This window comes from Enterobacter genomosp. O (genome assembly GCF_001022965.1).
Lineage (GTDB): Bacteria > Pseudomonadota > Gammaproteobacteria > Enterobacterales > Enterobacteriaceae > Enterobacter > Enterobacter cloacae_L.
The window spans coordinates 754,168-779,323 of sequence record NZ_LECZ01000026.1; the positions used below are offsets into that span (position 1 = coordinate 754,168).

Below are 25,156 nucleotides of genomic sequence, written 5' to 3' on the forward strand. Positions count from 1 at the left end.
ACGCCTGTTTCACCACTCCCACAACTTTGATGGCGTTACCACCGCCGGCAACGGCACATCCCATTTCTCCACCGGCAATGCCTCCACGCCCTGACAATCATGCGCATAACCCACCGGCTGTAGCCCGTACTGCTGCCAGTTTTGCAGTGTTCTGTCGTAAAAACCGCCGCCCATTCCCAGGCGCTGACCCTGCTCATCAAACGCCACCAGCGGCGTGACCAGCACATCCAGCTCTGCCAGCGGGAGCACGTCGCGCACGTCGAGTTTCGGTTCGGTGATTTTCAGACGGTTCACCACCAGCTCGCTGTGCGGGTGATAGTGCAGGAACAGCAGGTTGCCTTCGCTAAACGGATGCAGCACTGGCAGATAAACCTTCTTCCCGGCGCGCCAGAGCTGCTCAATGAGCGGTTGGGTATCCAGTTCGCCATCAAACGAGAGAAACAGGGCAACAGTATGCGCCATAACGACAGGGGGATAAGCCATCATACGGGCGGCAGCCTGCTGGGCAAAATGCGCTTGCTGATCGGAGGTTAACGCGCGGCGGCGTTGACGAATTAACTGACGGATGTCCTGGCGTGAAGCAGAAGCTTCAGGAAGTTGAGTCATGGTAGTCGGTAGAAGAAAAGAGAGGGAATCTCCGAGATGCCGCCGCAGGCTGTAACCCTTGAACCCTTGGTTCAAGGTGAATGTGTCGTCATAGTTTTAAGGCTTCTCGGACGGACCGAGCATGCTCACCAACCATGGAGCGCCACATTCTTGTGGTATGAAATATCGGCTCAGGGGACTGGCCCGCTTGCGAACATCTCAGAGAAATTTTGTCTTCACAGTTACTCTACCATAGTCAACTGAGAAGTGTTATTCAAACTTTGGTCCCGGTCTTTCGGGAGTGCGACCTTGATCAAGCAATGCCTGTTCTATGGTCTGCTGGAGCATTTTAATGCGTTGCTCCATGCTTGCCGCGTAGTCGCGGGTCTTCGCTTTTTCCTGAGTCAGTTCATAGCTGATGTTCAACGCGGCGATGAAAACCAGCTGCTCAGTATTTGTGACTCTAGTGCGTTCTTTTAGATCTTGCAACCGCTGATTCAAATCGTCCGCTGCCTGATTCAAAGCATCCCTTTGTTCAGGCGGACAATTCACTCGCAGTGAACGGCCAAAAATCTGGAGATCGACGGGTTGTGCAGACATGCCACCTTCCTGCTGATTGACTGCGCTGCCTTCGCTTACTGCCCCGGGGGCTGCGAAGGGGCGACACTATAGCTACCCTGATGTGAAGATACAAGCCCTTTTCTGGTATCACCAGGGTCCAAAGTGGTAGCATATCATGAAACTTCCCCCTTTGATGACGAATGCTCATGTCTATACAGAACGAAATGCCTGGTTACAAGGATTTAAACCAGTTACTGAACCAGCAGGGAATCGGTTTAACCTCTGCCGAAATGCACGGTCTGATCAGTGGCATGCTGTGTGGCGGAAACAGCGACAGCTCATGGCAGCCGCTGATCCACGACCTCACGAATGAAGGGCTGGCGTTTGGTCACGAGCTGGCGGAAGCGCTGCGTAAAATGCACGCCGCCATCAGCGATTCGCTGGAAGACGATGGCTTCCTTTTTCAGCTTTATCTGCCTGAAGGCGACGACGTCAGCGTGTTCGATCGCGCCGATGCGCTGGCGGGTTGGGTAAACCACTATCTGCTGGGTCTGGGCGTAACGCAGCCTAAACTGGATAAAGTGACCGGCGAAGCGGGTGAAGCGATCGACGACCTGCGCAACATTGCCCAGCTTGGCTACGATGAAGACGAAGACCAGGAAGAGCTGGAAATGTCTCTTGAGGAGATTATCGAGTACGTGCGCGTGGCGGCACTTCTGTGCCACGACAACTTTACGCGCTCGCAGCCGACCGCGCCGGAAGTCCGCAAGCCAACCTTACATTAAGAAAAATAACGCACAGGAGGGTGTCATGGTTATCTCGAGTCAAGAGTATTCGCGCCGCCGTCAGGCGCTGCTGGCGAAAATGCAGCCGGGCAGCGCGGCGCTGATTTTTGCTGCGCCCGAAGTGACGCGCAGCGCCGACAGCGAATATCCCTATCGCCAGAGCAGCGATTTCTGGTACTTCACCGGCTTTAACGAGCCGGAAGCGGTACTGGTGCTGATTAAGAGCAATGACACCCACAACCACAGCGTGATATTCAACCGCGTGCGCGATCTGACGGCCGAAATCTGGTTTGGCCGCCGCCTGGGCCAGGAGGCCGCACCGGCGAAGCTGGGCGTTGACCGCGCGCTGGCGTTTAGCGAAATCAACCAGCAGCTCTATCAACTGCTTAACGGCCTCGACGTGCTCTATCACGCGCAGGGCGAATACGCGTACGCCGATGAGATTGTTTTCACCGCGTTGGATAAGCTGCGCAAGGGCTCGCGGCAGAACCTGTCCGCGCCCGCAACCCTCACTGACTGGCGTCCGGTGGTGCATGAGATGCGCCTGTTCAAGTCTGAAGAAGAACTGAACGTGATGCGCCGTGCGGGCGAAATCAGCGCCCTGGCGCACACTCGCGCCATGGAGAAGTGCCGTCCCGGCATGTTTGAATACCAGCTTGAAGGCGAAATTCACCACGAATTTAACCGCCACGGCGCGCGCTATCCCTCTTACAACACCATCGTTGGCGGCGGGGAAAACGGCTGCATTCTGCACTACACCGAAAACGAAAGTGCGCTGCGCGACGGCGATCTGGTGCTCATTGATGCCGGCTGCGAGTATCAGGGCTACGCGGGGGACATCACCCGCACCTTCCCGGTGAACGGTAAATTCTCACCGGCGCAGCGCGCGATTTACGACATCGTCCTGGAATCGCTTGAAACGGCGCTCAGGTTGTATCGTCCGGGTACCTCCATGCAGGAAGTGACCGGTGAAGTGGTGCGCATCATGATTACCGGCCTGGTCAGGCTCGGTATCCTGAAAGGCGATGTAGAGACCCTGATTGCTGAAAATGCGCATCGACCGTACTTTATGCACGGCCTGAGCCACTGGCTGGGGCTGGACGTGCATGACGTTGGGGCATACGGTACCGACCGCTCGCGCGTGCTGGAGCCGGGCATGGTGTTAACCGTGGAGCCTGGTTTGTATATCGCTCCGGATGCCGACGTGCCTGAAGAGTACCGCGGGATTGGCATCCGTATTGAAGACGACATTGTCATTACCGAAACCGGTAACGAAAACCTGACCGCGAGCGTCGTAAAAAGCGCTGACGATATCGAGGCGCTGATGGCAGCGGCGCGCGCATGAGCGTGATCGTCGTGGGCGGCGGCATGACCGGGGCCACGCTGGCGCTGGCCATTTCGCATTTGACGAAGGGCCAACTGCCGGTGCACCTGGTGGAAGCCGTTGCGCCAGAGGCGTCGAACCATCCCGGTTTTGATGCCCGCGCCATTGCGCTGGCGCAGGGGACGTGCCAGCAGCTTTCGCGCATTGGTATCTGGCAGGCGATAGCCGACCGAGCCACTGCGATCGGTACCGTTCACGTCAGCGATCGCGGCCATGCTGGCTTTGTCACGCTGGACGCGCAGGATTACCGTATTGATGCCCTGGGCCAGGTCGTTGAGCTACACGACGTAGGATTACGCCTGTTCCGCCTGCTTCAGGACGCGCCGGGCGTCACGCTGCATTGTCCGGCGCGCGTGGCAAGCGTAAGCCGCAGTGAAGCGTCGGTCAGCGTGACGCTGGAAAACGGCACCGTGCTTGATGGCCAGCTTCTGGTTGCCGCGGACGGCTCGCGCTCGGCGCTCGGCGCCCAGTGTGGCGTAGAGTGGCGTCAGCAGCCTTACGGGCAGGTGGCGGTCATTGCGAACGTCTCTACCGCAGCCGAACACAACGGGCGGGCGTTTGAGCGCTTTACGCAGCACGGCCCGCTGGCGATGCTGCCGATGTCGGACGGGCGCTGCTCGCTGGTCTGGTGCCACCCGCAGGATAGGGCTGAAGAGGTTAAGGCCTGGTCAGACGACCGTTTTTGTACCGAGCTGCAAAGAGCCTTTGGCTGGCGGCTGGGGCGCATTACCCATGCCGGCAAGCGGACGGTATACCCGCTTTCGCTGACTACATCCTCGCAGTCCATCTCCCATCGTCTGGCGCTTGTCGGTAATGCCGCGCAGACGCTGCATCCTATCGCGGGTCAGGGGTTCAACCTTGGGTTACGCGACGTGATGAGTCTGGCGGAAACGCTTTCTCAGGCGTGGGGCGAGCAAAAAGACTGTGGCGCATACCCGGTGCTCAGCCATTACCAGAAGCGCCGCCAGGCGGATAAAGAGGCGACGATTGGCGTCACCGATGGCCTGGTTCATCTGTTTGCCAATCGCTGGGCGCCGCTGGTTGCGGGCCGCAACCTCGGGCTGATGGCGATGGAATTATTCATTCCGGCACGTGACGTGCTGGCGCAGCGGACTCTTGGTTGGGTCGCGCGTTAAGGAGTTATCACCGTGCAAAATGTTGATGTCGCCATTGTTGGCGGCGGTATGGTAGGACTGGCGCTGGCCTGTGGCTTGCAGGGCAGCGGCCTGCGCGTGGCGGTGCTGGAGCAAAAGCAGCCTCAGCCCGTAGCCCAGGATGCACCGCCGGAACTGCGCGTCTCGGCCATTAATGCAGCCAGCGAAAAGCTGCTGACGCACCTTGGCGTCTGGTCGGATATTGTGGCGCAGCGTGCCAGCTGCTATCACGGTATGGAAGTGTGGGATAAAGACAGCTTTGGTCATATTGCTTTTGATGATGAAAGCATGGGCTATAGCCACCTTGGCCACATTATCGAGAATGCCGTTATCCATCATGCGCTGTGGCAAAAAGCGCAGTCCTGTAGCGATGTCACCCTAATGGCACCCGCGCAAATCCAGCAGGTAGCGTGGGGCGAAAACGAGGCGTTTATCACCCTGCAAAGCGGCGACATGCTGACCGCGCGTCTGGTGGTGGGGGCTGATGGCGCGAACTCCTGGCTGCGCAACAAGGCGGATATCCCGCTGACTTACTGGGATTACCGTCATCACGCGCTGGTCGCGACAATCCGCACCGAAGAGCCGCACGGCGGCGTGGCGCGGCAAATTTTCCACAACGACGGCATTCTGGCGTTCCTGCCGCTTGCCGATCCGCACCTGTGCTCGATTGTCTGGTCGCTGGTGCCGGGAAAAGCCCGGCTGATGCAGGAGGCGACGCCGGACGCCTTTAATCAGGCGCTGTGCGTGGCGTTTGATAACCGCCTTGGCTTGTGCACGCTCGAAAGCGAGCGGCAGGTATTCCCGTTAACCGGCCGCTACGCGCGCCAGTTTGCGGCGCACCGTCTGGCATTGGTAGGAGATGCGGCTCACACCATTCATCCGCTGGCCGGGCAGGGCGTTAACCTTGGCTTTATGGACGCGGCGGAGCTGGTGGAAGAACTGCGTCGCCTGCATCGCGAAGGGAAGGATATCGGCCAGCATCTCTATCTGCGTCGCTACGAACGCAGCCGCAAGCACAGCGCGGCGATGATGCTGGCGGGTATGCAGGGCTTCCGCGAGCTGTTTGCCGGTGCTAATCCGGCGAAAAAACTGCTGCGCGACATCGGCCTCAAGCTTGCCGATACCCTTCCGGGTGTGAAGCCTCAGCTCCTTCGCCAGGCTATGGGTCTTAACGACCTGCCGGACTGGCTACGCTAATTTAGACCCCCGTCACACTTTATTTTCCCGGCCTCTGCGCCGGGGAAATTCCCTCGTTTGAAATAATCTAATTTCACTGCTTTTTTCGCATTAGATAATCTAATGTCGTGTTTTTCCCGTCACGGAAATTCGGCCCATTTTTCCGCATGAAATATCACCATGTGCTAAATCCTGTTAGCGTGATGTTAATTTTGTGCGGGTTTAATCGCATTTTTCCAGTGAATAACTCTGTAGGCTTTTTAGCGTTTTTTGGTCATAAGCTAATGTGATGACCCGTTTTACCTTATGGTTAACCGCCGGTTTCGGTGGTAAGTTCAGGTAAAAGAGAACGTTTGCGTCGGTGCCTGATAACGGGGCCGATACCGGGTTTCACGGTGAATTTTTTCAACGAGGACAAGATGGCTCAACAGACTCCTTTGTACGAACAACACGTGTTATGCGGCGCCCGCATGGTGGACTTCCACGGCTGGATGATGCCGCTGCACTACGGCTCGCAGATTGATGAGCACCACGCGGTGCGCACCGATGCCGGTATGTTCGACGTGTCCCACATGACAATTGTCGATCTGCGCGGCAGCCGCACCCGGGAGTTTTTGCGTTATCTGCTGGCAAACGACGTCGCCAAACTGAAGACGCCGGGTAAAGCGCTCTATACCGGCATGCTGAATGCCTCCGGCGGCGTGATTGATGACCTTATCGTCTATTATTTCACTGAAGACTTCTTCCGCCTCGTTGTAAACTCCGCCACCCGCGAAAAAGACCTCTCCTGGATCACCCAACACGCCGAACCTTACGCCATCGACATCACCGTCCGTGATGACCTGTCGCTGATCGCCGTGCAGGGACCGAACGCGCAGGCGAAAGCCGCATCTCTGTTCAGCGACGAGCAGCGCAAAGCAACCGAAGGCATGAAGCCGTTCTTCGGGGTGCAGGCGGGCGATCTGTTTATCGCCACCACCGGCTACACCGGTGAAGCGGGCTACGAAATTGCCATGCCAAACGAGAAGGCTGCTGATTTCTGGCGTGCGCTGGTGGAAGCGGGCGTGAAGCCTGCGGGTCTGGGCGCGCGCGATACGCTGCGTCTGGAGGCGGGCATGAACCTCTATGGCCAGGAGATGGATGAGGGAGTCTCTCCGCTGGCCGCAAACATGGGCTGGACCATCGCGTGGGAACCGGCTGACCGTGAATTTATTGGCCGTGAAGCGTTGGAGATGCAGCGCGAAAAAGGCACTGAACAGCTGGTGGGCCTGGTGATGACTGAGAAGGGCGTGCTGCGCGGTGAACTGCCTGTACGTTTTACCGATGCCGACGGCAATCACCGCGAAGGCGTGATCACCAGCGGTACCTTCTCCCCGACGCTGGGCTACAGTATTGCACTGGCACGCGTGCCGGCAGGCATTGGCGAAACGGCGGTGGTGCAAATCCGCAACCGTGAAATGCCGGTTAACGTAACCAAACCGATTTTTGTTCGCGCCGGTAAGCCGGTCGCCTAATCATTTTTATCAGGAGAACTTCAATGAGCAATGTGCCAGCAGAACTGAAATACAGTAAAGAACACGAGTGGCTGCGCAAAGAGGCGGACGGCACTTACACCGTAGGGATCACCGAGCACGCGCAGGAGCTGCTGGGCGACATGGTGTTTGTTGACCTGCCTGAAGTGGGCGCAACCGTCAGCGCGGGCGACGACTGCGCCGTGGCGGAGTCCGTAAAAGCGGCATCCGACATCTACGCACCGGTAAGCGGTGAAATTGTCGCCGTCAACGACGCACTGAGCGACTCCCCGGAGCTGGTCAACAGCGAGCCTTATGAAGGCGGCTGGATCTTCAAGATCAAAGCCAGCGACGAATCGCAGGTTGCCGCGCTGCTGGATGCGACCGCGTACGAAGCCCTGTTAGAAGACGAGTAATTGTTAATCCCCCTCTCCCTTTGGGAGAGGGCAGGGGTGAGGGTGCCCATCTTCCCCTCACCCTAACCCTCTCCCAAAGGGAGAGGGAACTTAAATTCACTGCACGTTTCAGGAACCATCGCTCATGACACAGACTTTAAGCCAGCTTGAAAACCGTGGCGCCTTCATTGAACGTCACATTGGGCCGGATGCTCAGCAACAGCAGGAGATGCTGAAGACGGTTGGCGCGGATTCATTAAACGCACTGATCGGCCAGATTGTGCCAAAAGACATCCAGCTTGCCACGCCGCCTCAGGTGGGTGAAGCCACCACGGAATTCGCCGCGCTGGCGGAGCTGAAGGCGATCGCCGGCCTGAACAAGCGCTATAAGTCTTACATTGGCATGGGCTACACCAACGTGCAGTTGCCGCCGGTCATCCTGCGCAACATGCTGGAAAACCCGGGCTGGTACACCGCCTATACCCCGTATCAGCCAGAAGTCTCCCAGGGCCGCCTGGAAGCGCTGCTGAACTTCCAGCAGGTAACGCTGGATCTGACCGGTATGGATATCGCCTCCGCGTCTCTGCTGGATGAAGCGACCGCCGCCGCCGAAGCAATGGCGATGGCAAAACGAGTCAGCAAGCTTAAAAATGCCAACCGCTTCTTCGTGGCGGCGGACGTACATCCGCAGACGCTGGACGTGGTGCGCACCCGTGCGGAAACCTTCGGCTTTGACGTGATTGTCGACGACGCTGACAAGGTGCTGGATCACCAGGACGTCTTCGGCGTGCTGCTGCAGCAGGTGGGCACTACCGGTGAAGTACATGATTACAGCGCGCTGATCGCCGAGCTGAAGGCCCGCAAAGTGGTCGTCAGCGTTGCTGCCGATTTTATGGCGCTGGTGCTGCTGACGGCGCCGGGCAAACAGGGCGCGGATATCGTATTCGGCTCTGCGCAGCGCTTCGGCGTACCGATGGGCTACGGCGGCCCGCACGCGGCGTTCTTCGGCGCGAAAGATGAATTCAAACGCTCCATGCCTGGCCGCATCATCGGCGTATCGAAAGATGCCGCCGGTAACACCGCGCTGCGCATGGCGATGCAGACTCGCGAGCAACACATTCGCCGCGAGAAAGCGAACTCCAATATCTGTACCTCGCAGGTGCTGCTGGCAAACATCGCCAGCCTGTACGCCGTGTTCCACGGCCCGGCTGGCCTGAAGCGTATTGCCAGCCGCATTCACCGCCTGGCCGATATTCTGGCCTGCGGCCTGCAGCAGAAAGGCTTTAAGCTGCGCCATGCCCACTACTTTGACACGCTGTGTGTGGAAGTGGCAGACAAAGCGGCCGTGCTGGCTCGTGCGGATGCAGCAGAGATCAACCTGCGCAGCGACATCCACAACGCCGTCGGCATTACGCTGGATGAAAGCACCACCCGCGACGATATCCTGAACCTGTTCAGCGTGCTGCTGGGTGACGCGCACGGCCTGGACATTGACGCGCTCGACAAAGAGGTCGCGCTCGACAGCCGCTCCATTCAGGAAAGCATGCTGCGTAACGATGCCATCCTGACGCACCCGGTCTTTAATCGCTATCACAGCGAAACCGAGATGATGCGTTACATGCACTCTCTGGAACGCAAAGATCTGGCGCTGAATCAGGCGATGATCCCGCTGGGTTCCTGCACCATGAAGCTGAACGCCGCGGCAGAGATGATCCCTATCACCTGGCCTGAATTCTCCGAGCTTCACCCGTTCTGCCCGCCAGAGCAGGCGGAAGGTTATCATATGATGATCAACCAGCTTTCCGACTGGCTGGTGAAGCTGACCGGCTATGACGCGCTCTGCATGCAGCCGAACTCCGGCGCGCAGGGGGAATACGCGGGCCTGCTGGCAATTCGTCACTATCACGAAAGCCGCAACGAAGGGCATCGCGATATCTGCCTGATCCCAAGCTCCGCGCACGGTACCAACCCGGCCTCTGCCCAGATGGCGGGCATGGAAGTGGTGGTTGTAGCGTGCGATAAGAACGGCAACATCGATTTGGCCGACCTGCGCGCGAAAGCCGAGCAGGCGGGCGACAAGCTTTCCTGCATCATGGTGACCTATCCGTCCACCCACGGCGTGTACGAAGAGACCATCCGCGAAGTGTGCGAAGTGGTGCATCAGTTCGGCGGTCAGGTATACCTCGACGGCGCGAACATGAACGCGCAGGTGGGCATTACCTCTCCGGGCTTTATCGGTGCGGACGTGTCGCACCTGAACCTGCACAAAACCTTCTGCATCCCGCACGGCGGTGGCGGCCCGGGCATGGGTCCTATCGGCGTGAAAGCGCACCTGGCGCCGTTTGTCCCAGGCCACAGCGTTGTGCAGATCGAAGGCATGCTGACCCGTCAGGGCGCGGTCTCTGCGGCACCGTTCGGCAGCGCCTCTATCCTGCCAATCAGCTGGATGTACATCCGCATGATGGGCGCAGAAGGGCTGAAGCAGGCGAGCCAGGTGGCGATCCTGAATGCCAACTACATTGCGACTCGCCTGAAGTCTGCCTTCCCGGTGCTCTACACCGGCCGCGATGGCCGCGTGGCGCACGAGTGCATTCTGGATATTCGTCCGCTGAAAGAGCAGACCGGCATTAGCGAGCTGGATATCGCCAAACGCCTGATCGACTACGGCTTCCACGCGCCAACCATGTCGTTCCCGGTAGCGGGTACGCTGATGGTGGAGCCAACGGAGTCCGAGAGCAAAGCCGAACTGGACCGCTTTATTGACGCGATGCTGGCCATCCGCATGGAGATCGACCGCGTGCAGGACGGCGAGTGGACGCTGGAAGATAACCCGCTGGTTAACGCCCCGCACACCCAGCACGAAATGGTGGCAGAGTGGAACCACGGCTATTCCCGCGAGCTGGCGGTCTTCCCGGCAGGCGTGGCAAACAAATACTGGCCGACCGTGAAGCGTCTTGATGACGTGTACGGCGACCGTAACCTGTTCTGCTCCTGCGTGCCGATGAGCGAATACCAGTAATATTGCTGATGTAGTAACGTAGGCCGGGTAAGGCGAAGCCGCCACCCGGCTTTTTTATTGGGAGAAAAAATGGGCATTGCACTTGTGACCGGCGCCAGCCGGGGCATTGGGAAAGCCACCGCGCTGCAGCTGGCACGCGAAGGCTATACCGTGGCGGTGAACTATCATCACAACATTAAGGCCGCGACGGACGTTATCAAACAGATTGTCGATGCGGGAGGCAAAGCCTTCGCCGTTCGCGCGGACATTAGCGATGAAGCCCAGGTGCTGGCGATGTTTGACAGTATCGATCGTGAAGGCGAGCCGCTTACCGCGCTGGTCAATAATGCGGGGATTCTATTTGAGCAGTCGACTATTGAGAATTTGTCTGCAGAGCGCATTAACCGCGTCCTGGCGACCAACGTCACGGGCTACTTCCTCTGCTGCCGGGAAGCGGTAAAACGCATGTCCTTCAAACATGGCGGCAAGGGCGGGGCGGTAGTGAATGTCTCGTCAGCGGCATCCCGCCTGGGCGCGCCGGGTGAATATGTGGATTATGCTGCCTCTAAGGGAGCGGTGGATTCGCTGACAACCGGTTTAGCGCTGGAGGTGGCGGCGCAGGGCATTCGCGTAAACTGCGTGCGACCGGGACTGATTTATACCGACATCCACGCCTCAGGCGGGGAGCCGGGACGCGTGGATCGCGTGAAATCGCTGCTGCCGATGCAGCGCGGCGGCCAGCCGGAAGAGGTGGCCCAGGCGATTGCCTGGCTGCTGAGCGAGAAGGCGTCGTACGTGACGGGGAGTTTTTTAGAGTTGGCGGGCGGGAAATAAGCCCCTAACCCTAACCCTCTCCCAAAGGGAGAGGGGATCAATCGTAGGCCCGGTAAGCGCAGCGCCACCGGGCAAAAATTACAGCGCCTCGCCGTTGCTGGCAATCACGCCCTTATACCACTCGAAGCTTTTCTTGCGTGAACGCGACATGTCGCCCGTACCGTCGTCGTGTTTATTCACGTAGATAAAGCCGTAGCGCTTGCTGTACTGGCCGGTGGTAAATGACACGCAGTCGATACATCCCCATGGCGTATAGCCCATCAGATCCACGCCATCGTGCGTCACGGCTTTGATCATCTCTTCCACGTGGGCACGCAGATAGTCGATACGATAGTCATCGTTGATGCTGCCGTCCTCTTCGACTTTATCGTAAGCGCCGAAACCGTTTTCAACGATAAACAGCGGCTTCTGGTAACGCTCATACAGTTCGCAAAGAGAATAGCGCAGGCCAACCGGATCTATCTGCCAGCCCCAGTCGGACGCCTTCACGTGCGGGTTCGGCACGCTGCCCTCGAAACCGGAAATCGCATCCCCGGTGCCGCCTTCCGCTTTCACCGCGTTGGTCATGTAGTAGCTAAAACCCAGGTAATCGCAGGTGCCTTCGCGCAGGATCTGCTCGTCGTTCGCCTCCATTTTGATGGCGAACCCGCGGCGCTCCCACTCATTCAGGACGTAAGACGGGTAGTAACCCCGCAGCTGGACGTCGGTAAAGACATAGCGCTCGCGCATCGATTCCTGGGCGAACATCACGTCTTCCGGCTTGCAGGAGAATGGATAGAGCGCCACCATGGCCAGCATGCAGCCGACTTTCATCTCCGGGTTGATGCGGCGCGCGGCTTTCACCGCCAGGGCGCTGGCCACAAACTGGTGGTGCAGCACCTGATACATGGTCTCTTCCGGGTTTTCGTGTTCGGTATAGACCACGCCGGAGCAGCAGTAGCCGAACAGCGGCGCACGCCAGTTACGCTGGTTGTTGATTTCGTTGAAGGTCATCCAGTATTTGACCTTGTTTTTGTAGCGCTCAAAAACCACTTCCGCGAAGCGCACAAAGAAATCGACCACTTTACGGTTGGTCCAGCTGCCGTACTCCTGAACCAGGTGCAGCGGCATTTCGAAGTGGGAGAGGGTGATCACCGGTTCGATGTTGTATTTCAGCAGCTCATCGAACATGTCGTCGTAGAACTTCAGCCCTTCTTCATTTGGCTGCGTTTCGTCACCTTTCGGGAAGATGCGCGTCCAGGCAATAGAGGTGCGGAAACACTTGAAGCCCATCTCGGCAAATAGCTTGATGTCTTCTTTATAGTGGCCGTGGAAGTCGATGGCTTCATGGTTCGGGTAATATTTACCCGGCACCACGTCCTGCGTGATTTCACGCGGCACGCCGTGGGCGCCGCCGGTCAATACGTCGCAAATGCTGGGCCCTTTACCGCCTTTGTTCCAGCCGCCTTCAACCTGGTGAGCGGCAACGGCGCCACCCCATAAAAAATCTTTTGGTAAGGTTAATTTTTTCATCGCTGCTATTCTCAATAAATGGCTTATTGGCATCGAGTCTAGCAAAGCGAAATTAAATGTCACGATATAACAAATTGGGCATAATGTGATTTGTTACATCTAAAAAACAGGGTGTTTTATTCTGTGAGTTTCTTCGCCAGTTTACGCCCGAGAGATTCCAGAATATAGATGACGGGAATTTGCGTGGTAATATCGTAGACGCCCCCAATACGCGTCTGGGGCACATGCCAGGAGAGATTAAAATCCGCCAGTTTTGCCAGACGCGAGTGCTCGTGGCTGGTAATGGAGAGCACCTTGCAGTGATGCAGGCTGAACTGGCTGGCGAAGCGCAGGATCTCCTCGGTCTCGCCCGAAACCGAGAGCACAATCGCCAGCGCATTTTTTGCCATATCGTTGGTGACCGGGAAATAAGGGTCGTCAATATGGTTACTGAATTTGCCAATATTAGAAAAGAAGCGTGCGCCATATTTTGCCAGCGAGCCAGATGTTCCCGCGCCGACGAATATAATTCGCTCGGAAGACAATATAATCTCCACAGCCTCATCTAATAATGTATCGAACTCTTCATTGTTAACGCTTTTAAAGAAGCTGATAATTTCACTGGCACCGAAATTAGCCTGCTGGGGCTCATTCTGCTCTAAATAGAGCTTAAAGCGCACGCGAAACTCCGAGTAGCCTTCGCAGTTGAGTTTGCGGCAAAAGCGCAGGATAGTGGTGGTTGAGACGCCCGCCGCATCCGCCAGCTCGCGGATGGTCATATACATCACTTTGTCACGGTTTTTAATGACATAGTTGTAAACCATCATCTCCAGGTTATTGAGACTGGCAATGGCGGAGTGGGAGAACATGCTCACAGTGGCTAAACTCACTCATCAGACTTTTCTTCAGGGAATAATAACATGCAGTCAAACGACATCACTTTTTTTCAGCGCTTTCAGGACGACATTCTGGCGGGACGCAAGACCATCACTATCCGGGATAAAAGTGAATCCCATTTCAAAACCGGCGATATCCTGCGGGTGGGGCGTTATGAGGATGATGGTTACTTTTGCACCATTGAAGTAACAGGAACGTCAGCCGTTACGCTCGCGACATTGACGCAAAAACACGCAGAACAGGAGAACATGTCCCTGGATACACTGAAAAGCGTGATTGCAGAGATCTACCCCAACCAGAACCAGTTTTATGTGATTGATTTTAAACGTCTATAATTTAATTCGAAACGCGCGTTCGCTGAAATTAAAGTGTAACTATCTGATTGTAATTTAGAAACGTTATGTTTAACTTTATTTTAGCTAACAGGTGTTCACTGGAATCATTCTCAGTTAGCATAGTCTTGCGATGAATAATCATCTTTTGTTTTCCCGGAGTTTCGTATGGTGAGCAGACCATTAATCGCACAGGGATATTCGCTGGCTGAGGAAATAGCCAACAGCATCAGCCACGGCATTGGCCTGGTGTTTGGGATTGTCGGTTTAGTGTTATTGCTGGTGCAGGCGGTTGACGCCAATGCCAGCGCGATGGCCATTACCAGCTACAGCCTGTATGGCGGGAGTATGATCCTGCTGTTCCTGGCGTCTACGCTGTATCACGCGGTTCCGCATCAGCGGGCCAAGATGTGGCTCAAGAAATTTGACCACTGCGCGATCTATCTTCTTATTGCAGGCACCTACACGCCGTTTCTGCTGGTGGGGCTCAATTCACCGCTCTCGCGTGGCCTGATGATTGTGATCTGGAGCCTGGCGCTGCTGGGGATCCTGTTCAAGTTAACTATTGCACACCGCTTTAAGGTGCTGTCGCTGGTCACCTATCTGACGATGGGCTGGCTGTCGCTGATCGTGGTGTATCAGCTGGCGATTAAACTGGCGGTAGGGGGCGTGACGCTTCTGGCCTTAGGCGGCGTGGTCTATTCGCTTGGCGTAATTTTCTACGTCTGCAAGCGTATTCCATACAACCATGCCATCTGGCACGGCTTTGTGCTGGGGGGCAGCGTGTGCCACTTTCTGGCGATTTATTTGTATGTGGGGCAAGTTTAGTTTTTACACCTTGCGGCCTGTTGCCCTCACCCCAACCCTCTCCCACTGGGAGAGGGAGGACACCAAAGGCTTACTCTTCCAGTGAATACGGCAGCGGCTCGATACTCAGCGTATTCGCGTCGTCGCGCACGCGGAACACGCTGTCGGCTTCCATGTCGTTATTCATGACGGCCTGCACCAGAAGACGTCCATCATCCAGCTGTACGGCGGCCAAAACGGTGCCGGTACGGCGCCAGTTTTCACCCATCTTCAGCTCTAAATCTTCACCTGCTTCCGGTACGCGGCTGGCGTGGCCCGCGAGCGTCCACAGCGCGCGCTTGTTAGCCCCGCGGAATTTTGCCCGCGCGACCATCTCCTGGCCGGTGTAACAGCCTTTTTTAAAGCTGATGCCGCCCAGCGCCTGCAGGTTGGTTGCCTGCGGAATAAACTGCGCGCTGTTTGCGGCGTCAATGACCGGCAAACCCGCTTCGATGTTCAGCGCCAGCCACTGCTGACTGTTGTTCAGCTGCGCTTCGCCGCGCAGCGCCTCGGTCACGCGTTCGGCAGTGGCGGTATCCGTGACTAACAGGAAACGCTCCGCCGGGTGTTCAAACCACAGGATGGAGGTCGCGCCTTCGCTGACCACCTGCTTTTCTGCATCCGGCAGTTCGCTAAAGAGATTTTTCAATGCTGCACGCGCCTGGAAGCCCGCCACGCCGAGCAGGACATGTTCGTCGTCCGCGGCGATGGTGACTTTGGAAAAAACGGCGTACTTTTTCAGCTCTTTGAGCTGGGCGTCTCGCAGGCTGCGGCGCTCAATAAAGGCAAAGCCATCCTGACGGCGGAACAGGCGCAGGTTGCTCCACATTTTGCCTTTAGGGTCGCAATGCGCGGCCAGCAGATGCTGGTGTTCGGTCATCTGACTGACGTCAGCGGTCACCTGGCCCTGCAGGTATTTTTCGGCGTCGGCACCGGCGAGCGTTGCCAGTGCCCAGTCATCAAGAGAAATAAGCGTCAGCGGCAGACGCGCAGAGGCGGCGGGCTGGCGAGGAGAAAATGGTGTAAATGCCATAACGATATCCTGAATTGCTTAACGCTTTGATAATACCTAATGGTAAAAGAGCCTGCAGGCAATGCAAGCGCTTTCAACAGGCCATTTGTGCCATAAACCGGTTATGCGTAGCGCTACGCAAAATAGTGTAATCCGCTGTCTTTGTAGGGATTATTCTGGAAGCCAGCTCGTCGATCGCAATATTCCAGTAAAGAAACGGTCAAAAACACGTTACACTAGCTGGTGTCCCCGTAGAGAAATTAAGAACACGGAACGGGGTGCCGACTGTGCCAAACGTAATGCAGGAAACTGAACATGGATATTAACAACAAGGCCCGTATTCACTGGGCGTGCCGTCGCGGCATGCGTGAACTTGATATTTCCATTATGCCTTTCTTCGAATATGAGTATGACAGCTTAAGCGATGAGGATAAGCGTCTGTTTGTTCGCCTGCTTGAGTCTGACGATCCGGATTTATTCAACTGGCTGATGAACCACGGCAAACCCGCCGACACCGAGTTGCAACGGATGGTGCAATTAATTCAAACACGGAATCGGGAACGTGGTCCTGTGGCAATCTGATCTTCGCGTCTCGTGGCGCTCGCAGTGGATGTCCTTATTGCTCCACGGCCTGGTTGCGGCCTTAGTGCTACTGATGCCGTGGCCGCTGAGCTATACGCCTCTGTGGCTGCTGTTACTTTCGTTCGTCGTTTTCGACAGCGTACGCAGCCAGCGCCGCATCAATGCCCGTCAGGGAGAGATCAAATTACTGATGGATTCCCGCCTGCGCTGGCAGGGAAAAGAGTGGGATATTGTCGGTATGCCCTGGATGCTTAACTCCGGCATGATGTTGCGGTTACGTAAGGTTGACGGCGGGCGTTGCCAGCATCTGTGGCTGGCGGCTGACAGTATGGATGCTGCCGAGTGGCGAGACCTGCGCCGGATGTTATTGCAACAGACGACGCAGGGGTAATACGCGTTAGCTAAACTTTTCTGCCATTTCGCCGAGAATCTGCTCGCACCAGGTTTGCAGGCGCTCATCGCTGAGATCGTACTGGTTGGTTTCATCCAGCGCGAGCCCAACAAACAGCTCGCCGTCGGCAATAATCGGTTTTTTACTGGTGAACTCGTAGCCTTCGGTTGGCCAGTAGCCGATGAACGACACCCCTTTGGTCGCCAGTTTGTCGTGCAGCATGCCGAGAGCGTCCAGGAACCATTCCCCGTAACCCAGCTGATCCCCCATGCCGTACATGGCAACGATTTTGCCGTCGAGGTTGAGCGTATCAAGCTGGTCCCAGATTGCTTCCCAGTCTTCCTGTATCTCGCCGAAATCCCATGTCGGGATGCCGAGGATCAACACGTCGTACTGCTCCATCAGCGTGAGCGCGTCATCTTTCAGGTTATGCAACGTCACCAGTTCCGGGCCAATGATGTCGCGAATTTTCTCTGCCGCCATTTCGGTGTAGCAGGTGCTGGAACCATAAAACAGACCAATATTCATCGCGTATCTATCTCAATTCTTGCTTTGACTTTGCGCGTAGTGTACCAGAAACAGGTCGCAATCAGGCATAATGGCCTGACTGCAGAATCAAAGGGGCCGATGTGGAAAAGGATCTCGCACTGATCGAACAGTTTCTCGATGCACTGTGGCTGGAGAAAAATCTGGCTGAGAATACGCTCAGCGCCTACCGTCGCGATCTCACCATGCTGGTGGAGTGGCTTGCGCACAGAGGGTTGTCCCTTGCGAGCGCGCAAAGCGACGATCTGCAGGCGCTGCTTGGGGAACGTATCGCGGGAGGCTACAAAGCCACCAGCTCCGCACGTTTGCTCAGCGCAATGCGTCGCCTGTTCCAGCACCTTTACCGTGAGAAAATTCGCGAAGACGATCCCAGCGCGCTGCTGGCGTCCCCCAAACTCCCGCAGCGGCTGCCGAAAGATCTCAGCGAAGCACAAGTTGAGAGATTATTACAGTCACCGGCTGTTGACCTGCCGCTGGAGTTACGCGATAAAGCCATGCTTGAGCTATTGTATGCTACCGGCTTGCGCGTTTCGGAACTGGTGGGCCTGACGATGAGCGACATCAGCCTGCGTCAGGGCGTGGTGCGCGTCATCGGCAAAGGAAACAAGGAAAGACTGGTACCGCTGGGTGAAGAGGCGGTTTACTGGCTGGAAACGTATCTGGAGCATGGTCGCCCGTGGTTGCTCAACGGGGTGTCTATCGACGTTCTGTTTCCGAGCCAGCGCGCGCAGCAGATGACCCGGCAAACGTTCTGGCATCGCATTAAGCATTACGCCACGCTGGCCGGTATCGACAGTGAAAAGCTGTCGCCGCACGTATTGCGTCATGCCTTCGCGACGCATCTGTTAAACCACGGCGCTGATTTACGCGTGGTGCAGATGCTGCTGGGACACAGCGATCTTTCTACGACGCAAATTTACACCCATGTCGCGACGGAACGCCTGCGGCAGCTACACCAACAGCACCACCCTCGTGCGTGAGTGCCGACGAATTGTAACAGGATCAACTATGAAAAAGTCTTTCGCGCTGTTCACCCTGCTGGCAGCCTCATTTACCGGTTTCGCCCATGCTGACGACGCCGCCATCAAACAGTCGCTGACCAAGCTTGGTGTTACCGGTAGCGATATTCAGCCTGCGCCAGTTGCCGGCATGAAAACGGTACTGACCAACAGCGGCGTGCTGTACGTTACCGAAGACGGCAAGCACATTATTCAGGGGCCAATGTACGACGTGAGCGGCGCGCAGCCGGTCAACGTCACCAACCAGCTGTTGATGAAAAACCTGAACGCGCTCGAAAAAGAGATGATCGTCTATAAAGCCGCGCAGGAAAAACATGTCATTACCGTCTTCACCGACATCACCTGCGGCTACTGCCACAAGCTGCATGAAGAGATGAAAGACTACAACGCGCTGGGCATTACCGTGCGTTACCTGGCCTTCCCACGCGCGGGCGTGCAGAGCCAGCCGGAGCAGGACATGAAGGCTATCTGGTGTGCAAAAGACCGCAACAAAGCGTTTGACGACGCGATGAACGGTAAAGGGGTTAAACCCGCTTCCTGCGACATTGACATTGCAAACCACTACGCGCTGGGCGTGCAGTTTGGCGTGAACGGTACGCCAGCGATTGTCCTGAGCAACGGCTATGTTGTTCCGGGCTATCAGGGACCAAAAGAGATGAAAGAGTTCCTCGACGCGCACCAGAAACAGTTTGGTGGTAAATAATCCGCGTGAAAGCCCCCATAAAATTGCGCCGCCGCGAGGCGGTTGAACAGGTTGATTTGCCGGACGATCTCCCTGCGCTGCTGAAGCGGCTCTACGCCAGCCGAGGCGTGCGTTCCGCTGAAGATCTTGAACGCAGCGTAAAAGGGATGCTTCCCTGGCAGCAGCTGAACGGTATCGAAAAAGCTACCGACATGCTCTACACCGCGCTGCGTGAAGGTACGCGCATTGTGGTGGTAGGGGATTTTGATGCCGACGGCGCAACCAGCACCGCGCTGAGCGTACTTAGCCTGCGCGCGCTGGGCTGCGATAACGTCACTTATCTGGTGCCGAACCGTTTTGAAGACGGCTACGGCCTCAGCCCGGAGGTGGTCGACCAGGCCCACGCCCGCGGTGCGCAGATGATCATGACCGTGGATAACGGCATTTCATCCCATGCGGGTGTCGATCATGCTCACGCGCTGGGGATCCCGGTACTGGTCACCGATCACCACCTGCCGGGCGAAACGCTGCCGGATGCGGAAGCCATCATTAACCCGAACCTGCGCGACTGCGATTTCCCCTCGAAATCACTGGCGGGCGTGGGCGTGGCGTTTTATCTGATGCTGGCGTTGCGTACCCTGTTACGCGATAAGGGCTGGTTCGACTCTCGCGGTATTGCCGTGCCGAACCTGGCCGAATATCTCGACCTGGTGGCGCTGGGTACCGTAGCGGACGTGGTCCCGCTCGATACCAATAACCGTATCCTGACCTGGCAGGGCTTAAGCCGCATTCGGGCGGGCAAGTGCCGTCCGGGGATCAAGGCGCTGCTGGAGATTGCCAACCGCGATCCGCTCAAGCTGGCGGCAAGCGATCTCGGCTTTGCCCTCGGGCCGCGTCTCAACGCTGCCGGAAGGCTGGACGATATGTCCGTTGGGGTCGCGCTGCTGCTGTGCGATAACATTGGTGAAGCACGCGTGCTGGCCAACGAGCTGGACGCTCTGAACCAGACACGTAAAGAGATTGAGCAGGGGATGCAGGCCGAAGCGCTGACCCTGTGCGAAAAGCTTGAGCGCAGCGGCGATACGCTGCCGGGTGGCCTGGCGATGTACCATCCTGAGTGGCACCAGGGCGTGGTCGGCATACTGGCTTCGCGGATTAAAGAGCGCTTCCACCGGCCGGTGATTGCGTTCGCCCCTGCAGGCGACGGCACGCTGAAAGGCTCTGGCCGTTCGATTCAGGGGCTGCACATGCGCGATGCGCTGGAGCGGCTCGATACGCTGTATCCGGGTCTGATGATCAAGTTCGGCGGCCATGCAATGGCGGCGGGCCTGTCGCTGGAAGAGGCGAAATTCGACGAGTTTCAGCGTCTGTTTGGTGAGCTAGTGACCGACTGGATTGATCCGGCCCTGTTGCAGGGAGAAGTGGTGTCCGACGGCGAGCTCTCACCGCTTGAGATGACGATGGACGTGGCGCAAATGCTGCGCGATGCCGGTCCGTGGGGGCAGATGTTCCCAGAACCGTTGTTCGACGGCCGCTTCCGCCTGCTGCAGCAGCGTATCGTCGGCGAACGTCATCTGAAAGTGATGGTTGAGCCCGTGGGCGGTGGACCGCTGCTGGACGGCATTGCCTTCAACGTTGACACGGCGGTATGGCCGGACAACGGCGTGCGCGAGGTCGAGCTGGCGTACAAACTGGATATCAACGAGTTTCGCGGTAACCGCACCCTTCAGATCATCATCGACAATATCTGGCCAATTTAGCGGCAGTAATCTCTATAAAAAAGGGCGTGGATTCGGTACAATCCCGCTCTTATCACCGCATTTTGACAAGTCCATAAAAGAAAACAGACCATGTTTGAAATTAATCCGGTAAAAAACCGTATTCAGGACCTCACGGAGCGCTCTGACGTTCTTAGGGGGTATCTTTGACTACGATGCCAAGAAAGAGCGTCTTGAAGAAGTAAACGCCGAGCTGGAACAGCCGGACGTCTGGAACGAACCTGAACGCGCACAGGCGCTGGGTAAAGAGCGTTCCTCTCTCGAAGCTATCGTAGATACGCTGGATCAAATGGCTCAGGGGCTGGAAGATGTTTCCGGTTTGCTGGAGCTAGCCGTCGAAGCCGACGACGAAGAAACCTTTAACGAAGCCGTGGCAGAACTCGACGTGCTGGAAGAGAAGCTGGCGCAGCTTGAATTCCGTCGTATGTTCTCCGGCGAATACGACAGCGCTGACTGCTATCTCGATATTCAGGCTGGTTCTGGCGGTACCGAAGCGCAGGACTGGGCCAGCATGCTGACGCGTATGTACCTGCGTTGGGCTGAAGCGCGCGGCTTCAAAACCGAAATTATCGAAGAGTCTGAAGGTGAAGTTGCGGGTCTGAAATCCGTCACCATCAAGATCATCGGTGACTACGCCTACGGCTGGCTGCGTACCGAAACCGGCGTTCACCGCCTGGTGCGTAAGAGCCCGTTCGACTCAGGCGGTCGTCGTCATACTTCCTTCAGCTCCGCGTTTGTCTATCCGGAAGTTGATGAAGATATTGATATCGAAATTAACCCGGCGGACCTGCGTATCGACGTTTACCGCGCATCCGGCGCGGGTGGTCAGCACGTTAACCGTACGGAATCTGCGGTGCGTATTACCCACATTCCAACCGGGCTGGTAACGCAATGCCAGAACGACCGTTCCCAGCATAAGAACAAAGACCAGGCCATGAAGCAGATGAAAGCGAAGCTTTATGAGCTGGAGATGCAGAAGAAAAATGCTGAGAAACAGGCGATGGAAGATAACAAGTCTGACATCGGTTGGGGCAGCCAGATCCGTTCTTACGTCCTTGATGACTCCCGCATCAAAGACCTGCGTACCGGGGTTGAAACCCGCAACACGCAGGCGGTGCTGGACGGCAGCCTGGACCAATTTATCGAAGCAAGTTTGAAAGCAGGGTTATGAGGAACCAACATGTCTGAACAACAAGCACAGGGCGCTGACGCGGTAGTCGATCTTAACAACGAACTGAAAACCCGCCGCGAGAAGCTGGCAGCGCTGCGCGAGCAGGGCGTGCCGTTCCCGAACGATTTTCGTCGTGACCACACCTCAGACCAACTGCACGCAGACTTCGACGCTAAAGAGAACGAAGAGCTGGAAGCGCTGAACGTTGAAGTGGCCGTTGCTGGCCGCATGATGACCCGTCGTATTATGGGTAAAGCCTCCTTCGTCACTCTGCAGGACGTTGGCGGCCGTATTCAGCTGTACGTTTCCCGTGACGATCTGCCGGAAGGCATCTACAACGAGCAGTTCAAGAAGTGGGACCTGGGCGATATCCTGGGTGCGAAAGGTAAGCTGTTCAAAACCAAAACCGGTGAACTGTCTATCCACTGCACTGAGCTGCGTCTGCTGACCAAAGCCCTGCGCCCGCTGCCGGACAAATTCCACGGCCTGCAGGATCAGGAAGCGCGCTATCGTCAGCGCTACCTGGATCTCATCTCTAATGATGAATCCCGCAAGACCTTCAAAATTCGCTCCCAGATCATGGCCGGTATTCGCCAGTTCATGGTTAACCGCGACTTTATGGAAGTAGAAACCCCGATGATGCAGGTGATCCCTGGCGGCGCGTCTGCGCGTCCATTCATCACCCATCACAACGCCCTGGACCTGGACATGTACCTGCGTATCGCGCCGGAACTGTACCTGAAGCGTCTGGTGGTTGGTGGTTTCGATCGCGTGTTCGAGATCAACCGTAACTTCCGTAACGAAGGTATCTCCGTTCGTCATAACCCAGAGTTCACCATGATGGAACTCTATATGGCGTACGCGGATTACAAAGATCTGATCGAGCTGACCGAATCCCTGTTCCGTACCCTGGCGCAGGATATTCTGGGCACCACGCAGGTCCCTTACGGTGAAGAAGTCTTCGACTTCGGCAAGCCGTTCGAAAAACTGACCATGCGCGAAGCGATCAAAAAATATCGTCCGGAAACCAACATGGCCGATCTGGATAACTTCGATTCTGCGAAAGCGATCGCCGAAAGCATCGGTATCAAGGTTGAGAAGAGCTGGGGTCTGGGCCGTATCGTGACCGAGATCTTCGAAGAAGTGGCCGAAGCGCACCTGATTCAGCCGACCTTCATCACCGAATACCCGGCTGAAGTCTCTCCGCTGGCGCGTCGTAATGACGAGAACCCGGAAATTACCGATCGCTTTGAGTTCTTCATCGGCGGCCGTGAAATCGGTAACGGCTTTAGCGAGTTGAACGACGCGGAAGACCAGGCGCAGCGCTTCCAGGATCAGGTTGACGCGAAAGCGGCAGGCGACGACGAAGCGATGTTCTTCGACGAAGACTACGTGACCGCGCTGGAGCACGGTCTGCCGCCAACGGCGGGTCTGGGTATTGGTATCGACCGTATGGTCATGCTGTTCACCAACAGCCACACCATCCGTGACGTGATCCTGTTCCCGGCGATGCGCCCGGTGAAATAAAACTAAGATGTGAAAAAAGCCCCGAAAGGGGCTTTTTTATTGCGCGGCGAACGCTCTGAGGGCGTCTCGCGCGGCCGTCGCTTCCAGCACCATCCACGGGCTAAAGCTCCAGGGCGCGGCATCCAGGGCGCGGAATAACGATTCCAGCGTAACCCACTCAAACGCCATCACTTCATCGTGATTAATCCGCAGTTCGCTGGTGATGCGGGCCGCGAATACCGGGCAAATTTCGTTTTCAACGATCCCGGAAGGATCGGTTTCCCGGTAACGAAACTCGGATGCCACGGGGGTGATATCGGTAATTTCAGCGCCGATCTCAAAGCGGCAGCGCCGGATAATGGCCTCTTCCGTCGCTTCACCCGATTGCGGGTGACCACAGACGGAGTTCGTCCAGACGCCCGGCCAGGCTTTTTTGCTTAACGCGCGCCGGGTCACCAGACATTCACCGCTGGCGTTAAACAGCCAGGAGGAGAACGCCAGATGCAGAGGGGTTTGGGTCGTGTGCGCGGCGTACTTTTCCTGAGTGCCAATCACCATTCCCTGGTCATTTACCAAAATAACGTGTTCTTGAATACTCATTCCTGCTCCAGTGCCAACGATGCGGATGGTTCTGCACCATCAGCAGAGCAGTATTATACGGCATTCTTATACGAACGGTTTGTCTCCAGGAGCGGAAAAGGGCTGACCCTTATCTCTTCGGGCTGGTATCATAGAACGCCATTCACGCTGACCGAGGATCTGTTTTGTTTGCAGGAAGCCTGACGAGAAACCCCATCACCGCCATTTTTTGCCTGACGCTGACGCTTTTACTGGCTGGCTGTTCAGGAAGCAAATCGTCGGATATGGGCAGCCATTCCGGTTCGGTCTATACCGTTAAGCGCGGGGATACGCTGTACCGCATTTCGCGCGCAACGGGGACCAGCGTGAAGGACCTGGCGCGGCTGAATAACCTCTCTCCGCCCTACACCATTGAGGTGGGGCAGCAGCTGAAGGTAAGCGGCGGATCGTCCTCAGGCAAAAAATCCTCCTCGAAGGGCAAAACCGCTAAGGTGACGCCGTCTTACGCGGTGCCGCAGTCATCCTGGCCGCCGGTCGGTCAACGCTGCTGGATCTGGCCTGCCAGCGGTAAAGTGGTGCTGCCGTACTCCCTGTCTGAGGGCGGTAACAAAGGTATTGATATCGCTGCCGCGCGCGGTACGCCGGTTTATGCTTCCGGTGCCGGGAAGGTGGTGTACGTCGGTAACCAGCTACGCGGCTACGGTAACCTGATCATGATTAAGCATGGCGAAGACTACATCACGGCCTATGCGCACAACGACACGATGCTGGTCAACAACGGGCAGAACGTCAAAGCAGGGCAGAAGATTGCCACTATGGGCAGTACGGGCACGGACTCGGTGAAGCTGCACTTCCAGATTCGCTATAAAGCGACGGCCATCGATCCGCAGCGTTATCTTCCTGCGCCCGGCAGCAAGCCGAAGTGCTAAGTGATTATTTAA

General features: G+C 56.7%; 25 protein-coding genes and 1 other RNA gene. 18 read left to right on the top strand and 8 right to left on the bottom strand.

The window, feature by feature from the left end; all coding sequences use genetic code 11:
• Window positions 1-9 precede the first annotated feature (9 nt).
• From ABR39_RS17380 to zapA, 3 genes are all read right to left on the bottom strand, one after another.
• Entirely contained in the window at window positions 10-606 is a 597-nt protein-coding gene (locus tag ABR39_RS17380) for a 5-formyltetrahydrofolate cyclo-ligase (protein ID WP_047347935.1), read from the bottom strand.
• A 24-nt stretch (window positions 607-630) separates the two neighbouring features.
• Window positions 631-814, bottom strand: a non-coding RNA gene (ssrS, locus tag ABR39_RS24410) — 6S RNA.
• A 41-nt stretch (window positions 815-855) separates the two neighbouring features.
• A complete protein-coding gene (gene zapA / locus ABR39_RS17385; RefSeq protein WP_014071673.1) occupies window positions 856-1,185 on the bottom strand; it encodes a cell division protein ZapA in 330 nt (109 codons plus the stop codon).
• A 167-nt stretch (window positions 1,186-1,352) separates the two neighbouring features.
• Here zapA and ABR39_RS17390 point away from each other — a divergent pair, with 167 nt between their 5' ends.
• From ABR39_RS17390 to ABR39_RS17425, 8 genes are all read left to right on the top strand, one after another.
• Window positions 1,353-1,931 (top strand): YecA family protein, encoded by a 579-nt coding sequence (locus ABR39_RS17390; protein WP_072250677.1) that lies wholly within the window; start codon window positions 1,353-1,355, stop codon window positions 1,929-1,931.
• Between the two features lie 31 nt (window positions 1,932-1,962).
• The gene (gene pepP / locus ABR39_RS17395) at window positions 1,963-3,276 is read left to right on the top strand and encodes a Xaa-Pro aminopeptidase (RefSeq protein ID WP_123156796.1); all 1,314 of its coding nucleotides are present in this window, start codon (window positions 1,963-1,965) and stop codon (window positions 3,274-3,276) included.
• Window positions 3,273-4,451 carry a 2-octaprenyl-6-methoxyphenyl hydroxylase gene (ubiH, locus tag ABR39_RS17400; protein WP_047347938.1) on the top strand — a complete coding sequence of 393 codons (1,179 nt, stop codon included), beginning with the start codon at window positions 3,273-3,275 and terminating at the stop codon, window positions 4,449-4,451. The genes pepP and ubiH overlap by 4 nt, the downstream gene beginning before the upstream one ends.
• Before the next feature lie 12 nt (window positions 4,452-4,463).
• Window positions 4,464-5,666 carry an FAD-dependent 2-octaprenylphenol hydroxylase gene (gene ubiI, locus ABR39_RS17405; protein WP_047347939.1) on the top strand — a complete coding sequence of 401 codons (1,203 nt, stop codon included), beginning with the start codon at window positions 4,464-4,466 and terminating at the stop codon, window positions 5,664-5,666.
• 398 nt (window positions 5,667-6,064) lie between these two features.
• A complete protein-coding gene (gene gcvT / locus ABR39_RS17410) occupies window positions 6,065-7,159 on the top strand; it encodes a glycine cleavage system aminomethyltransferase GcvT (protein ID WP_047348189.1) in 1,095 nt (364 codons plus the stop codon).
• 23 nt (window positions 7,160-7,182) lie between these two features.
• Window positions 7,183-7,572, top strand: a complete 390-nt coding sequence (gene gcvH / locus ABR39_RS17415; protein ID WP_014885143.1) for a glycine cleavage system protein GcvH — start codon at window positions 7,183-7,185, stop codon at window positions 7,570-7,572.
• 124 nt (window positions 7,573-7,696) lie between these two features.
• On the top strand, window positions 7,697-10,570 hold the full coding sequence (gene gcvP / locus ABR39_RS17420; RefSeq protein ID WP_047347940.1) for an aminomethyl-transferring glycine dehydrogenase: 2,874 nt from the start codon (window positions 7,697-7,699) through the stop codon (window positions 10,568-10,570).
• Between the two features lie 69 nt (window positions 10,571-10,639).
• Window positions 10,640-11,383 carry an SDR family oxidoreductase gene (locus ABR39_RS17425; RefSeq protein ID WP_047347941.1) on the top strand — a complete coding sequence of 248 codons (744 nt, stop codon included), beginning with the start codon at window positions 10,640-10,642 and terminating at the stop codon, window positions 11,381-11,383.
• A gap of 78 nt (window positions 11,384-11,461) precedes the next feature.
• Here the strand turns inward: ABR39_RS17425 and bglA are convergent, their stop codons facing one another.
• Together bglA and ABR39_RS17435 are read right to left on the bottom strand one after the other, a co-directional pair.
• Entirely contained in the window at window positions 11,462-12,895 is a 1,434-nt protein-coding gene (gene bglA, locus ABR39_RS17430) for a 6-phospho-beta-glucosidase BglA (RefSeq protein ID WP_047347942.1), read from the bottom strand.
• Window positions 12,896-13,011: 116 nt separating this feature from the next.
• Window positions 13,012-13,743, bottom strand: a complete 732-nt coding sequence (locus ABR39_RS17435) for a MurR/RpiR family transcriptional regulator (RefSeq protein WP_047347943.1) — start codon at window positions 13,741-13,743, stop codon at window positions 13,012-13,014.
• A gap of 51 nt (window positions 13,744-13,794) precedes the next feature.
• Here ABR39_RS17435 and yqfB point away from each other — a divergent pair, with 51 nt between their 5' ends.
• The gene (gene yqfB, locus ABR39_RS17440) at window positions 13,795-14,106 is read left to right on the top strand and encodes a N(4)-acetylcytidine aminohydrolase (protein WP_047347944.1); all 312 of its coding nucleotides are present in this window, start codon (window positions 13,795-13,797) and stop codon (window positions 14,104-14,106) included.
• A gap of 165 nt (window positions 14,107-14,271) precedes the next feature.
• Window positions 14,272-14,931, top strand: coding sequence for a PAQR family membrane homeostasis protein TrhA (trhA, locus tag ABR39_RS17445; RefSeq protein WP_047347945.1), 660 nt, complete (start codon window positions 14,272-14,274; stop codon window positions 14,929-14,931).
• Window positions 14,932-15,001: 70 nt separating this feature from the next.
• Here trhA and ygfZ read toward each other — a convergent pair whose 3' ends face one another.
• The gene (ygfZ, locus tag ABR39_RS17450) at window positions 15,002-15,982 is read right to left on the bottom strand and encodes a tRNA-modifying protein YgfZ (protein WP_047347946.1); all 981 of its coding nucleotides are present in this window, start codon (window positions 15,980-15,982) and stop codon (window positions 15,002-15,004) included.
• A gap of 294 nt (window positions 15,983-16,276) precedes the next feature.
• On the opposite strand from ygfZ, the gene sdhE reads away from it, so the two are divergent.
• Both sdhE and ABR39_RS17460 read left to right on the top strand, forming a co-directional pair.
• Entirely contained in the window at window positions 16,277-16,543 is a 267-nt protein-coding gene (sdhE, locus tag ABR39_RS17455; protein ID WP_013098615.1) for an FAD assembly factor SdhE, read from the top strand.
• Window positions 16,524-16,934, top strand: coding sequence for a protein YgfX (locus ABR39_RS17460; RefSeq protein ID WP_047347947.1), 411 nt, complete (start codon window positions 16,524-16,526; stop codon window positions 16,932-16,934). The genes sdhE and ABR39_RS17460 overlap by 20 nt, the downstream gene beginning before the upstream one ends.
• 6 nt (window positions 16,935-16,940) lie before the next feature.
• Here the strand turns inward: ABR39_RS17460 and fldB are convergent, their stop codons facing one another.
• The gene (gene fldB / locus ABR39_RS17465) at window positions 16,941-17,462 is read right to left on the bottom strand and encodes a flavodoxin FldB (protein ID WP_047347948.1); all 522 of its coding nucleotides are present in this window, start codon (window positions 17,460-17,462) and stop codon (window positions 16,941-16,943) included.
• Window positions 17,463-17,563: 101 nt separating this feature from the next.
• Here fldB and xerD point away from each other — a divergent pair, with 101 nt between their 5' ends.
• From xerD to lysS, 5 genes are all read left to right on the top strand, one after another.
• A complete protein-coding gene (xerD, locus tag ABR39_RS17470) occupies window positions 17,564-18,460 on the top strand; it encodes a site-specific tyrosine recombinase XerD (RefSeq protein WP_047347949.1) in 897 nt (298 codons plus the stop codon).
• A 28-nt stretch (window positions 18,461-18,488) separates the two neighbouring features.
• Entirely contained in the window at window positions 18,489-19,202 is a 714-nt protein-coding gene (gene dsbC / locus ABR39_RS17475) for a bifunctional protein-disulfide isomerase/oxidoreductase DsbC (protein WP_047347950.1), read from the top strand.
• Between the two features lie 5 nt (window positions 19,203-19,207).
• Window positions 19,208-20,941 (top strand): single-stranded-DNA-specific exonuclease RecJ, encoded by a 1,734-nt coding sequence (recJ, locus tag ABR39_RS17480; RefSeq protein WP_047347951.1) that lies wholly within the window; start codon window positions 19,208-19,210, stop codon window positions 20,939-20,941.
• Between the two features lie 90 nt (window positions 20,942-21,031).
• A protein-coding gene (gene prfB / locus ABR39_RS17485) for a peptide chain release factor 2 (RefSeq protein WP_096151315.1) occupies window positions 21,032-22,130 on the top strand; the annotation gives its coding sequence in 2 pieces (ribosomal slippage) (window positions 21,032-21,106 and window positions 21,108-22,130; 1,098 coding nt in all).
• A 9-nt stretch (window positions 22,131-22,139) separates the two neighbouring features.
• Entirely contained in the window at window positions 22,140-23,657 is a 1,518-nt protein-coding gene (gene lysS, locus ABR39_RS17490; RefSeq protein WP_023309094.1) for a lysine--tRNA ligase, read from the top strand.
• A gap of 36 nt (window positions 23,658-23,693) precedes the next feature.
• On the opposite strand, the gene idi is transcribed toward lysS, so the two are convergent.
• Window positions 23,694-24,236, bottom strand: coding sequence for an isopentenyl-diphosphate Delta-isomerase (gene idi, locus ABR39_RS17495; protein WP_047347952.1), 543 nt, complete (start codon window positions 24,234-24,236; stop codon window positions 23,694-23,696).
• Window positions 24,237-24,400: 164 nt separating this feature from the next.
• On the opposite strand from idi, the gene actS reads away from it, so the two are divergent.
• Window positions 24,401-25,144 (top strand): amidase activator ActS, encoded by a 744-nt coding sequence (gene actS / locus ABR39_RS17500; RefSeq protein WP_047347953.1) that lies wholly within the window; start codon window positions 24,401-24,403, stop codon window positions 25,142-25,144.
• Window positions 25,145-25,156 lie beyond the last annotated feature (12 nt).